The sequence below is a fragment of the Arthrobacter sp. DNA4 genome (assembly GCF_024362385.1).
Lineage (GTDB): Bacteria > Actinomycetota > Actinomycetes > Actinomycetales > Micrococcaceae > Arthrobacter.
This window is the reverse complement of record NZ_CP101466.1, coordinates 124,779-136,670: the sequence shown is the minus strand read 5'-3', so window position 1 is coordinate 136,670 and position 11,892 is coordinate 124,779. Positions and strand designations below refer to the sequence as shown.

General features: G+C 66.4%; 10 protein-coding genes. 7 read left to right on the top strand and 3 right to left on the bottom strand.

Going from position 1 to position 11,892, the window contains the following annotated elements; translation table 11 throughout:
• Positions 1 to 55: 55 nt before the first annotated feature.
• From NMQ03_RS00675 to NMQ03_RS00655, 5 genes are all read left to right on the top strand, one after another.
• Positions 56 to 1,507 (top strand): family 43 glycosylhydrolase, encoded by a 1,452-nt coding sequence (locus NMQ03_RS00675; protein WP_255173945.1) that lies wholly within the window; start codon positions 56 to 58, stop codon positions 1,505 to 1,507.
• A gap of 64 nt (positions 1,508 to 1,571) precedes the next feature.
• Positions 1,572 to 2,906: an ABC transporter substrate-binding protein gene (locus NMQ03_RS00670; RefSeq protein ID WP_255173944.1), complete on the top strand. Its 1,335-nt coding sequence runs from the start codon at positions 1,572 to 1,574 to the stop codon at positions 2,904 to 2,906.
• Between the two features lie 9 nt (positions 2,907 to 2,915).
• A complete protein-coding gene (locus NMQ03_RS00665) occupies positions 2,916 to 3,797 on the top strand; it encodes a carbohydrate ABC transporter permease (protein ID WP_255173943.1) in 882 nt (293 codons plus the stop codon).
• Positions 3,794 to 4,699, top strand: coding sequence for a carbohydrate ABC transporter permease (locus tag NMQ03_RS00660; RefSeq protein WP_255173942.1), 906 nt, complete (start codon positions 3,794 to 3,796; stop codon positions 4,697 to 4,699). The genes NMQ03_RS00665 and NMQ03_RS00660 overlap by 4 nt, the downstream gene beginning before the upstream one ends.
• 38 nt (positions 4,700 to 4,737) lie before the next feature.
• Positions 4,738 to 5,820, top strand: coding sequence for a LacI family DNA-binding transcriptional regulator (locus tag NMQ03_RS00655; RefSeq protein WP_255173941.1), 1,083 nt, complete (start codon positions 4,738 to 4,740; stop codon positions 5,818 to 5,820).
• A 136-nt stretch (positions 5,821 to 5,956) separates the two neighbouring features.
• Here NMQ03_RS00655 and NMQ03_RS00650 read toward each other — a convergent pair whose 3' ends face one another.
• The 3 genes from NMQ03_RS00650 to NMQ03_RS00640 are packed head-to-tail and all read right to left on the bottom strand — an operon-like array spanning position 5,957 to position 9,471.
• Positions 5,957 to 6,922, bottom strand: a complete 966-nt coding sequence (locus tag NMQ03_RS00650) for a ribokinase (protein ID WP_255173940.1) — start codon at positions 6,920 to 6,922, stop codon at positions 5,957 to 5,959.
• The gene (locus NMQ03_RS00645; protein WP_255173939.1) at positions 6,919 to 8,349 is read right to left on the bottom strand and encodes an MFS transporter; all 1,431 of its coding nucleotides are present in this window, start codon (positions 8,347 to 8,349) and stop codon (positions 6,919 to 6,921) included. Before NMQ03_RS00645 ends, NMQ03_RS00650 begins: the two co-directional genes overlap by 4 nt.
• Positions 8,350 to 9,471 carry a nucleoside hydrolase gene (locus tag NMQ03_RS00640; RefSeq protein ID WP_255173938.1) on the bottom strand — a complete coding sequence of 374 codons (1,122 nt, stop codon included), beginning with the start codon at positions 9,469 to 9,471 and terminating at the stop codon, positions 8,350 to 8,352.
• Between the two features lie 208 nt (positions 9,472 to 9,679).
• Here NMQ03_RS00640 and NMQ03_RS00635 point away from each other — a divergent pair, with 208 nt between their 5' ends.
• The gene (locus NMQ03_RS00635; protein ID WP_255173937.1) at positions 9,680 to 10,729 is read left to right on the top strand and encodes a LacI family DNA-binding transcriptional regulator; all 1,050 of its coding nucleotides are present in this window, start codon (positions 9,680 to 9,682) and stop codon (positions 10,727 to 10,729) included.
• Between the two features lie 47 nt (positions 10,730 to 10,776).
• Complete coding sequence (locus NMQ03_RS00630) at positions 10,777 to 11,883, top strand: GTP pyrophosphokinase family protein (RefSeq protein ID WP_255173936.1); 1,107 nt, start codon at positions 10,777 to 10,779, stop codon at positions 11,881 to 11,883.
• The last annotated feature ends 9 nt before the right edge of the window (positions 11,884 to 11,892 follow it).

Here is an 11,892-nt window from a genome sequence, read left to right as displayed (position 1 = left end):
TAGACGCTACCTTCAGGGTGATCAAACGCTTTAGCAGAAATGGACATCACCGCCGATGAGCTATCCAGTCTTCTTCCAGCCCGCCGATGCCTGGGTTGGGGACCTGATCCCCTTCCAGAAGGACGGCGAGTTCCAGCTCTTCTACCTTCACGAGGTCCGCAGCGAGCCCAAGCCGGGAACCGCCTGGAACCTGGTGACCACCAAGGACCTCATCCAGTTCCAGGACCACGGCGTGGCGCTTCCCCACGGGTCTGTGGAGGACCCGGACTTCAACTGCTACACCGGCAGCATCGTGGCCGATGAGTCCGGCGTGCACCACCTGTTCTACACAGGGCAGAACCCCGACAACCTGGGACCGGACGGCCTGCCGCTGCAGCTGGTCATGCACGCCACCAGCACCGACGGGACGGGCACGTGGTCGAAACACCCCGAGCTCGCCTTCGGCGCACCGGACGGCTACGGGTCAGCCGACTGGCGCGATCCCTTCGTCTTCCGTGACGAGGACGCGGGGCTGTGGCGGATGCTCCTGGCCGCCAGGCATGCCGACGGCCCAGAGCGCCGGCGCGGCGTCATCGCACAATGCGTGTCCACCGACCTGATGACCTGGACCCACACCGACCCGTTCTGGGATCCCCACCGCTACGTCACCCACGAATGCCCGGACGTGTTCGAGTGGGGCGGCTGGTGGTACATGGTCTACTCCGAGTTTTCCGAAACGTTCACAACCCGCTACCGCATGGCCAAAAGCCCCACCGGCCCCTGGACGGTCCCGGCCCGCGACAGCATCGACGGGCGCGCCTTTTACGCCTCCAAAACCGCGGAGCGGGACGGCCGCCGGTTCTTCTTCGGCTGGATCGCCAGCAAGGAAGGAAATTCCGACGACGGCGCCTGGCAGTGGGCGGGCACCATGGCGGTCCTGGAGGCACGGCAGAACGCCGACGGGACCTTGGCCTTCGGGTTCGCCGACGAGCTGGTGGACAGCTTCTGGGACGAGGTGCCCCTGGAACTGGAGGGCCAGCCGGTTGACCGCAGGCTGCCCCTCCGGCTCGATGTCCCGGACGGCTACAGCGCCGCCGTTGCCACCACTGAACTTCCCAGCCAGTTCTACGCCAGGGCGGTACTGGACATCGGCCCCGGCACCACTGAATGCGGACTACTGCTGCGCTCCACCCCGGACGGCGACCACTCCTACATCCTCCGCCTCGAGCCCAAACGCGGACGCATGGTCTTCGACCGCTGGCCCCGGGCCGCCCACGGGGACGCCCAGTGGCATGTCTCCGGGGACGTCCCGTTCGCCATCGAACTGGAACGCCCGTGCCACCTCCCGCCAGGCCGGCACACGCTGGAAGTAGTGGTGGACCAAGACCTGTGTGTCGCCGTCGTGGACCGCCAGGTGGCCCTCAGCACCCGCATTTACGACCTCCCCGGCGGTGCCATTGGTGTGTTCACCGGCGAAGGCTCGGCCACCGTCACCCAGTTTGAAGTACGCAAGCGCACCAACAACTGAATACCCCTCCGTTCCACCCGACCCGTTTTAGGAAGATCCACTCCAATCAAAGGAGATTGCCGCAATGAAGACCCTGTTCCGCGCTGCCGCCGTGGCAGCAGTTACCGCCCTTGCCCTGACAGGCTGCGGAGGCGGAGGCGCCACCAACACCGCCAACGTCGCCCCCACGGGAGAGATCAAGCCCCGCGAAATATCGTGGTTGCTGTCCCGCCCGGCCGATGGCGCAGTCATCAACATCATGAAGAAACTGGCCGACGATTACGGCAAGGACCACCCGGGCTTCAAGCTGAACCTCATCACCACCCCGGACCGGCCGTCCTACATCCAGAAGCTCGAAACCCTGGCGGCGGTGAACAAGCTGCCCGAACTGTTCGACACCGACGCCACGCCCTTCGCCCAGCAGCTGGCGAAGCAGGGCAAGATGCTGGATGCCGGAAAGCTCCTGAAGACCCTGGGGGTCTACGACAACTACCGCCCCGGAGCCCTGGACTACCAGCGGTTCGACGACGGGTCGCTGTACATGATCCCGTTCCAGTTCGAACTGGAGTTCATGTGGTACAACAAGGCGCTGCTGGCGAAGGCCGGGGTAGCGGTGCCCACGTCCCTGGACGACATCCCCGCAATGTGCACGGCGCTGCGCAGCAAGGGCATCACGCCCATCGCCATCGACGGGCAGGACCAGTGGCCGCTGGAGCGGTATGTCGCCTACCAGCCCTTCCGGGCAGCCGGGCCTGACTTCGTCCAGAAACTGAAGAAGGGCGACGCCAGGTTCACCGACGCCGCAGGGCAGAAGACGGTCAACTGGATGGCGGAACTGGGCAAGGCCAAGTGCTTCCAGGACGGCTTCTCCGCCCAGGGCTACTCCGACGCGCAGAACCAGTTCACATCCGGGCAGGCTGCCATGTATAACATCGGCACCTGGGAGCTGCCCAGCCTGGCCACGGACAAGCTGGACCCCGCCGTGCGCAACGACATCGACTTCTTCACCCTGCCCACCACCGCCGGGTCGGTGACAGCCGCGAACGAGTTCGTGTCGCCGTCGGGCATCGGCATGGCCGTCAACGCCAAGACCTACGATCCGCTGGTGAGCGACTTCCTGAAGTTCGCCCTGCAGAAGTACCCCGCCGAATATGCGGCCACCGGCGCGCTCTCCCCCACCACCGACGTCGAAACCACCATCCCGGCCAACGCCACCCCGTTGTACCGGAAAGCCCTTGACCAGGCCAAGGCCCTCGGCGACAAGCAGGCCATGCCATGGGACACCCAGCTGGACCCCACCACCAACGGCCGGCTGCAGCAGGAGCTTGTCCTCCTGGTACAGGGCGAAATCACGCCGCAACAGTTCACGGACACCCTGGACAGCACCATCGCCCAGAACGCCCCCAAGTTCTTCAAGTAAAGGTCCGCCATGCTGCCCAACAGGTCACGGACTTCGGTCCTGGTCTTCCTGCTCCCCCCGCTCCTGCTTTACGGCGCAGCGGTCCTCTTCCCCATCCTCCAGTCGCTGGTCCTGAGCTTCTTCTCCTGGAACGGCATCAGCGACATGGAATTCGTCGGCCTGGACAACTACCTCAGGATGTTCACCGGTGATGACATCTTCTGGCGTGCCTTTGGGAACGCTTTGGTCTACCTGGCCATCTGCCTGGTCCTGCAACTCGGTGGCGCCCTGCTGGTGGCCAGCCTGCTCACCTCCCTCCGCCGCGGACGGGAGCTGATCAAGACCCTGTACCTGCTCCCGGCCGTGATCTCCACCGTGGCCATCGCCTTCCTGTTCGTCCGGATCTACTCCCTGGAACCGGTGGGCCTGCTCAACCAGCTGTTCGCCTGGGTTGGCCTGGGCAGCCTGGAACGGCCCTGGCTCTCTGACGTGGGCACGGTCCTGGCCGCCGTCTCCGCTCCGGAAGGCTGGCGCTTCACGGGGCTTTACATGCTGATCATCTACGCGGCGCTGCTCGCGGTCCCCAAGGAGCTCGAAGAGGCCGCGGTCCTGGACGGGGCCTCCCGGTGGACCCTGTTCACCAGGATCCGGTTCCCGTACATCCGGCCGGTGTGGATCACCACCACCATCATGGCCACCACCTACGGCCTGCGCGGCTTCGACATCCCCTACCTGATGACCAACGGGGGCCCGGGCCAGTCCTCTGAACTGCTCACCACCTACATGTACAAGACGGCCTTCACCAGCACGGACTTCGGCTATGCCAGCACCATCTCGGTGTTCATTGTGGTCGAGTGCCTCGTCGCCGTCGGCCTCATCCTGTTCCTGCTCAAGCGGAAGGCAGACGCATGATCACCCAGGCAGCCCCGCCAACCCGGCCAACCGCCGTCGAACCTCCAAGGCGGCCACTGCAGCGCCGCAAGCGCCGGCCGGACTTGTTCCGCACCTTGTCCCGCGTACTGATCATGCTGATCGTGATCGTGCAGGTGTACCCGCTGGCCTGGCTGTTCCTCACCAGCCTGCGCACCGAACAGGACTTCGCCACCGGGGACCCGTTCGCGCTGCCCGGCTCGTTGACCTGGGAGAACTACGCAAGGGCCTTCGAAACGGGGGACCTGGGCCGGAACATCCTGAACAGCTTCGTGGTGACCATGGGCGCCAACGTCCTGATCGTCCTGCTGGGGATGATGGCCGCCTACGCCATCCAGGTGCTGGGGTTCCGGCTCAGCAAACTGGTCCGCGGGCTGTTCCTGATCGGGATCATCGTCCCTGTCCAGATCGCGCTGGTCCCGCTGTTCATCGACTATTCGCAGGTGAACCTATTGGACACCTACCAGTCGATGATCATCCCGCTGGCTGGTTTTTCGCTGCCGATGTCCGTGTACCTGTTCTCCTCGTTTTACGAGTACATCCCGAAGGAGACGTACGAGGCGGCGTCCCTGGACGGCGCGGGGCCCTACCGGATCTTCGGGCTGATCACCCTTCCACTGTCCGTAAACACCGTGGTCACCGTGGTGCTGGTCAACAGCATCTTCATCTGGAACGACTTCATCTTCGCCAACACGTTCGTCCTGTCGGAGGATTTGAAGACCATTCCGCTGGGGCTGCAGAATTACATCGGGGCCATGGGCAAGGTGGACTGGACGGCCACGTTCGCCGCCGTCTGCGTCACCATCACCCCGCTGCTGCTGGTGTTCCTGGTGCTCAACAAGGCCATGATCCAGGGACTCGAAAGCGGGGCGACCAAGGGATGACCGCCACTGCCGATGGTTATACTCCTGAAGGAGGGCAGATGAGTTCAATGGAGAATGGCGCGGAGGCATCCGCACGCGGACCACAGCGCCCCTCGCCGAAAGCGCCGGAACGGCCGCATCCCGTTACCCTCCGGGACGTGGCCGAAGCAGCCGGTGTTTCCACCGCCACGGTCTCGCTGGTGGTCAACAAGAAAAAGGATGCCCGGATCGCGGAGGAAACCCGCCAACGGGTCAAGGACGCCATCCGCGCGCTGGGCTACCGGCCCAACGCGATGGCAAAGACACTGGTCAGCGGGACGTCCAAGTTCATCGGGTTGGTGGCCGACGGCGTGGCCACCACGCCCTTTGCTTACCAGATCATCCACGGGGCGCAGGATGAGGCGTGGAAGCACGGGTACGCGCTGCTCATCGCCAACACCGAGGGCAACAGTGAACTGGAGCAGGACGCCATCGCCATGATGCTGGAGTACAAGGTGCGCGGCATCCTCTATTCCACCTGGTTCCACCGCCAGACGGACATTCCGGCCCCGCTGCGGGAAGCGGACTTCGTCCTGGTGAACTGCTTCTCCAACGAACAGGGCGCCCGGGCCGTGGTTCCGGACGAGGTCCAGGGCGGCCGCTCAGCGACAGAACTCCTGTTGGCGCACGGCCACCGGCGGATCGCGTTCATTAACGCCACCATCCCGGCACCGGCCAAGGACGGGCGGCTGGCCGGTTACCGGCAGGCATTGGAGAATGCCGGCATTCCGTTCGACCCGGACCTGGTGATGGAGGCCTATCCGGACCAGGAGGGCGGCTACCTGGCCACGGCCGGGCTGCTCGAGCGCGGGGCACCGGCCGTGTTCTGCTACAACGACCGGATGGCCATGGGCCTCTACGACGGCCTGCGCGAACACGGGCTGTCCATCCCCGGCGACATCGCCGTGGTGGGCTTCGACAACCAGGAAGTCATTGCCGCACACCTCCGGCCACCGCTGTCCACCGTGGCCCTCCCGCACTACGAACTCGGTGCCGCCGGCGTGCGGGTGTTGCTGGGAATCGATCCCGCCCCCGGCGGCCCGGCAAAGATCCACTGCCCCGCCGTGGAACGCGCGTCCGCCCAGGCCCAGGCCCACGCGTAGCCCATCGGTTGCTCCGCAAACGCCGTTTTGACGCACGAAAAGGGCGTTGGGCCCACGCCGGCAGGGTTCCCTGGCCGAGCTTGCGAGGCTAGGGTGCCGGTGGGGAGCAATGAATGGGTTTTAGAAGGTGCGTGGGCTAGGACGTGCGGAGGCGGCGTTCGACGTCGGCCGCTTCCGGGTACGCCGCCTGCGTCCCTTTGCGGGTGGTGGCCAGCGCCGCGGCAACGGAGGCGAATGCTGCGGCATCCGCGAGTGCATCGCCCGCCGCCAGCCGGACCGCAACGGCACCCGTGAAGGCATCCCCGGCCCCGGTGGTGTCCACGGCACCAACCGTCGTGGGCTGCACACGGGTCACCCGGGCGCCGGGCGCGGCGAGCGAGTCCAGCACCACGGACCCCTGCGAGCCCAGCGTCACCAGGACCTGCCGGATTCCGTGACCGGCGAACCGCTCCCGCACCGCGTCCCACTCCTCAGCAGGAGCGTCCGCCCCCGGGATTTCAGAAGCCAGGAACAGCGCGGCCTCATGCGCGTTGACCAGCAGGACATCCGCCAACCCGGCCAGGGCTGACGGGATCTCCGCATACGGCGAGAGATTCAGCAAAACTGTTGCGTCGGCGTCGTGCCCTGCCTGTGCGGCGGCGAGCACGGTGTCCGTGCTGACCTCCAGGCACAGGCTCACCACGGCAGCCCCCTCCAGCACGTCCCCGGCGCCGGCCACGTCCGCCGGGGACAACGTGCCGTTGGCACCGGCCGAGATGATGATGTTGTTCTCGCCGCGGGCGTCCACGGCGATCACGGCGACACCTGTGGGCTCGCTGGACGTGCGGACATGGCTGACGTCCACGCCTGCGCCGGCCACCGAGGCCTCGAGCATGTTGCCGTTGGCGTCCTCCCCCACGGCACCCACCAGGCTGACGTGGCCGCCCAGCCGGGCCGCGGCCACGGCCTGGTTGGCGCTCTTGCCACCGGGGTTCACGGCGAAGCCGTTGCCCTGCACGGTTTCGCCGGGCTGCGGGAGCCGCTCGCAGTAGATGGTGAGGTCGGCGTTCAGGGAGCCGACGACGACGATCCGGCCTGGGTGCCCAACGCCCGCGCTGCTCATGGGGCCACCTCGGCCTCAACCGGCTTGGGGATGAGCAGCGACGCCGCGAACGCGGCCACGGTCAGCGCCAGCCCGACGAGTACGACGGTCAGGTACGACGCGGTCGCATCCCCGAGTGCGGAGGTCGCCACCAGCACGGCGGGCAGGATGAGGAAGCTCAGGCCCGCGCCCAGGTTAAAGGCGCCGGCGTTCATGCCGGGGAGGAAGCCGGGGTTACCGGCAGGCGAGAGGACAACGCCGAGTCCGTTGAGCATGATGTTGACCGTACCGGCGTACATGATGCCCAGCAAGACCGTTCCGGCGATCATCATCGGCAGGCTGTGCAGGCCCAGGAAGGCGATGACGGCGAGCGCGGCGATGCTGCCCAGGAGCCCGATCCGCAGCACCTTGGTGTACCCGAGGACGGGTGCAAGCTTGCCGCTGAGCGGGCCCACCAGCCAGCCCAGCAGGGCGTACGGGGTGAGGATGATCAGTGACATTTCGGTGGGGCCCACGCCAAAGCCCGGGTCGGCGGCCTGGACGTAGGCGGGCACGATGCCGTTGATGACGGCGAAGATGCCGGTCATGGTCAGGGTGGTGGTGAGCAGCGGCGCCCAGGTGGCGCGCTGGCGCAGGTGCACGGTTTCCACCATGGGCTGGGCGGTGCGCTGTTCGGTGCGCCAGAAGGCGAAGAACGCGACGGCGGATACCAGGACCAGCGCCAGGCTCAGCAGCAGCGTGCCGGAGTTGAAGCCGGCCACGAGCTTGGCTGCTTCGTTGAGCGCGGTGAGCAGGGCGCCCACGGCCACCACAATGAAGAACACGCCGCGCCAGTCCATCCGGGTGCCGGCGCCGGGCTTGCTTTCGGATGCGAGGAACATGATGAGGGCGGTGGCCGCGAGGGCCAGGACCACCATCAGCCAGAAGATGCTGCGGAAGCCGAAGTGCTCGGCGAAGTAGCCGCCCACGAAGGAGTCCACGACGGCCACACCGCCGTTGACTGCGGTGATGAGGCCCATGAGGGTGCCGTACTTGCGCGGGTTGCTGACGGCGGAGCGCAGCATGATCAGGCAGAGCGGGACGGTGGGGCCGCTGACGCCCTGGATGATGCGGCCCACAAAGAGCCACGTGATGTCCGGGGCCAGCGCTGCGATGACGGAGCCCACGGCCATGAGCAGCATCATGCCCACCAGGACCTTCTTGCGGCCCACGATGTCGCTCAAGCGGGGAAGGAACAGGGAGAACAGCGCGGCAGCGGTGAAGAACCAGGTCTGGGAGAGGCCGATCAGGGCCTGGTCCGCCTTGAGTTCCTGGCCCATGGTTACCAAGGCGGGGCTGAGCATGGAGGCGTTGAGCTGGAACGCCACGCAGGCTGCCAGCAGGGCGGTCATGAGGGCGGCGATGTTGCCGCGGCCGGTCTTGGTTTCAGTTATGGTTGCGGTCGTCATTTACTTGACCCCTCCGGTGGTGAGGGAGGCAGCGCCCGGACGTACGACGTCGGCCGCGTTGCCGCTGGTGGGCGACGCACCTTCGCTGCGTCCGCCGTCGTCCGTGTTGCCGGTGGTAATTGGCTCGCCGATGCGTTCCAGCGCGTCGGTGACCAGGTCCCAGAATCGTGCGTGGTCCAGGTCCACGGCCACGCTGGTGTGGCAGTCGGCGGGGGCCGGGGCGCGGAAGTCCGCCACGGTCATGCCCAAGGTCAGCGTGCCCTGGAGTTCAATGTTCACGGGAACCTTGCGGGTGCTGACGATGCTGGGGTCGATGACGTACGCGACGGCGCAGGGATCGTGGACCGGCGGGTAGTCGAAGCCCTGTGCGTCCTTGTAGGTGTGGGCAAAGAAGTCCATCAGTTCGGTGACGAACTTGGCGGGCCCGGTGCCGATCGCGGCGATTTTCTCCACGACCTCCGGGGTGGCCAGCGCCTGGTGGGTGAGGTCCAGGCCCACCATGACCACGGGCCACTTCTCGTTGAAGACGATGTGGGCGGCCTCGGGGTCGATGATGATGTTGAACTCGGCCACGGCGCTCCAGTTGCCCACGTGGTAGCCGCCGCCCATGAGGACCACTTCCTTGACGCGTTCCACGATGCGCGGTTCCTTGCGGGCGGCCAGGGCGATGTTGGTCAGGCCGGCGGTGGGCACCAGGGTGACGGTGCCGGGCTCGTGCGCCATCACGGTGTCGATGATGAGGTCGACGGCGTGGCGCGGGTCCAGCTCGATGGCGGACTCGGGCAGGGCGGGGCCGTCCATGCCGGACTCGCCGTGGATGTCCGGTGCGGTTTCGATGCTGCGGACCAGCGGGCGGGGGCAGCCGGCCGCGAAGGGGACGCCGGTGATGCCGGCGATGGTCCCGACGGCAAGGGCGTTGCGCGTGACTTTTTCGAGGGTCTGGTTGCCTACCACTGTGGTGACGGCCAGCAGTTCGATGTTGGCGTTGCCGTGTGCCAGCAGCAGGGCCACGGCGTCATCGTGGCCGGGGTCGCAGTCCAGGATGATCTTCCGGGGTTCTGTTGAACCCGTCCGGGACTGATTCTCTTGGGGATTAGGTTCCACGATGGTGCTCCACGTCATTGGGGCCTGCCGGGGAGGCAGGGGTCTTGAGTATTCCGGGAGTGATCATGGCAGGGTTTTGTGGTGTACGTCAAACGCTTAACGTTGCCTCGGCATTGCAGCACGTCAAACGCTTGATGCGTTGGCGGGCATAGAAGTTCACCACTCTCATCGTGCCCATCTTTTTGAGGCGGGACCGGCGCCCGGCCGCGCCTACTACGATCAAAGTATGGATTCCGGGGAACAGGTGCAGCAGCAACGGCCACGGCCGCGGCGGGTGACGGCGGCGATGGTCGCTGCGCGGGCCGGCGTTTCGGTGGCCACGGTGTCGCTGGTGGCCAATGGCAAGACGGCCGGCCGCGTGGCCGAGGACAACATTTCCCGGGTACGGGAGGCCATTGCGGAGCTGGGGTACGTGGTGGACGGGATCGGCAGTTCCCTGGCCAAGGGGGTCAGCTCGATTGTGATCCTGGTGGCGCCGGACATCTCCAACCCGTTCTTTGCCAAGGTGATCGCCGGGGTGCGGGAATCGCTGGGCCCGCAGTACCAGCTGCTGCTGTCCGTCACCGAGGCCGGCGAGTTTCCGGAGGCCGACGACGTCCGGCGCCTGATGTCCCTGCGGCCGGCGGGGCTGCTGGTGGACGCACCCAACGCAGGGTTCCTCGAAGACCTGGCGTCGCCGTCGCCCCTTGTCCTGCTTGATGCGCCGGGGCTGGAATCCTACGCGCCCTCTGTGAACCTGGATGTGGCCAGCGGGGCACGCCAGCTGGCGGCGCACCTGGCCGACGCCGGGCACAGGGAAGCTGCCTATGTGGACAGCGTGACCGGCACCGGGACCTTTGCGGTCCGGCGCGCAGCGTTCCTGGCGGAAGCCGCCTCCCGTGGCGTCACCGTAAGCCCGGAACGCATTATCAGCACCACCATCGACGTCGGCGCGGCGGCGGGCGCGTTCGCCGAAGCGTGGCCGGACTGGCAGCGCGCGGGGGTAACCGCCGTCGCCTGCGCCACCGACACCCACGCGTACGGGGTGCTGCAGGAAGCGCGCGTTGCCGGAATCCGGATCCCCGGGGAGCTGGCCGTGGCCGGGTTCGACGACCTGCCCTATTCGGCTACGAGCAATCCGGGCCTGACCAGTGTGCACCTGACGGCCACCGCCCTGGGTCAGAAGGCCGGGGAGCAGCTTCGCGGCCTCATGGAGGGGAAGTCGCTGGGGTCCGGCGGCGTCACCCTGGAGACATCGCTGGTGGTGCGCGGGTCCACGTCAGCAGCCGCAACGTAAAGACCGCTAAAAGGCTTCCTGTCGGACCCCGGCCGTAAGCTGGGATCATGCCGAGTAACTGGGAAAGCCTGGACGAGCCGCTGCGTGAGTCGGTGCAGCACAACGTGGAGATCTATGAGCGCGTCCGGCCTGCCCTGAAGCTGGTTACCCGTGATGTCCTGCTGGTTTTGCGGGACATGCTGAAGGACAGTGAGGTCACGCCGCTGTTCGTTACCGGCCGCACCAAGACAGTGGAATCCTTCAAGGAAAAGATCTCGCGTACCGAGGAGCCGCTTGAACCGGGCGGGCGGAGGCTCCTGAAGTTTCCGGACCCTTTCCGCACGCTCAATGACATGGTGGGCATCCGGGTGATCACCAAGCTGCCGGCGGAGAATGCCGCGGTGGCCAATGTCATCAAGCGCCAGCGGCAGCTTTTCGACTGCCGCGGCGACCGGGAAAAGGACATCGGCTCCATCGAGTCAGGAACCTACGGGTATTCGAGACGGCACCTGATCCTGCGCACCATCCAGAATGAAGCCGTCAAAGAGTACCAGCAGGTCTTCAACCCGGATCTGCAGCCCAACGGCAGCTACTTCTTCGAGTGCCAGATCCGCACCATCTTCGCCCACGCATGGAGCGAGATTGAGCACGACATCCGCTTCAAAGCCGAGGACCCGCGCGCCTGGACGCCGCACTTCGACCGGCAGTTCACCGCCACCGCCGCCATGCTGGAAACCGTGGAAACTGCCTTCTCTGACCTTCACGAAAGCTACGAGGAAGTCCGCGGCTACTGGGACATGGACGGCGAGGGTGCGGCCCCGCTGACGCCCAACCGGATCCGGGACGTCTGGCGGACCCTGCTCCCGCACGTGGACCGCAAGGTGGACGATGACTGGGGCTGGGCGGCCGAGCTCCTCGCCGCGCACGGGCTCAACCAGACCATGCAGCTGGCCGGGCTGCTCAGCGCCAACCAGATCACGGAGGTCCGCAAGGCCCTGGACCACCGCTACTCCCCCGGCCCGGACCGGCTCCTGGACGACCTTCTCCTCTGGCAGTACGGCACCAAGCACATCGACCTCACCGCGGAAGATCCCGACGCCGTCCCGCACCCGCGGCGCGACAGCCTCCTGCGGCGGTTGCGGCAGATTGAGCGGTACAGGATGACGAAGAAGTAAGGGCCGTTG

Bases quoted from the DNA above. Each gene is read 5' to 3' on its own strand.
- NMQ03_RS00675 (WP_255173945.1), top strand. From the start codon at position 56: ATGAGCTATCCAGTCTTCTTCCAGCCCGCCGATGCCTGGGTTGGGGAC.
- NMQ03_RS00670 (WP_255173944.1), top strand. From the start codon at position 1,572: ATGAAGACCCTGTTCCGCGCTGCCGCCGTGGCAGCAGTTACCGCCCTT.
- NMQ03_RS00665 (WP_255173943.1), top strand. From the start codon at position 2,916: ATGCTGCCCAACAGGTCACGGACTTCGGTCCTGGTCTTCCTGCTCCCC.
- NMQ03_RS00660 (WP_255173942.1), top strand. From the start codon at position 3,794: ATGATCACCCAGGCAGCCCCGCCAACCCGGCCAACCGCCGTCGAACCT.
- NMQ03_RS00655 (WP_255173941.1), top strand. From the start codon at position 4,738: ATGAGTTCAATGGAGAATGGCGCGGAGGCATCCGCACGCGGACCACAG.
- NMQ03_RS00650 (WP_255173940.1), bottom strand. From the start codon at position 6,922: ATGAGCAGCGCGGGCGTTGGGCACCCAGGCCGGATCGTCGTCGTCGGC.
- NMQ03_RS00645 (WP_255173939.1), bottom strand. From the start codon at position 8,349: ATGACGACCGCAACCATAACTGAAACCAAGACCGGCCGCGGCAACATC.
- NMQ03_RS00640 (WP_255173938.1), bottom strand. From the start codon at position 9,471: ATGACGTGGAGCACCATCGTGGAACCTAATCCCCAAGAGAATCAGTCC.
- NMQ03_RS00635 (WP_255173937.1), top strand. From the start codon at position 9,680: ATGGATTCCGGGGAACAGGTGCAGCAGCAACGGCCACGGCCGCGGCGG.
- NMQ03_RS00630 (WP_255173936.1), top strand. From the start codon at position 10,777: ATGCCGAGTAACTGGGAAAGCCTGGACGAGCCGCTGCGTGAGTCGGTG.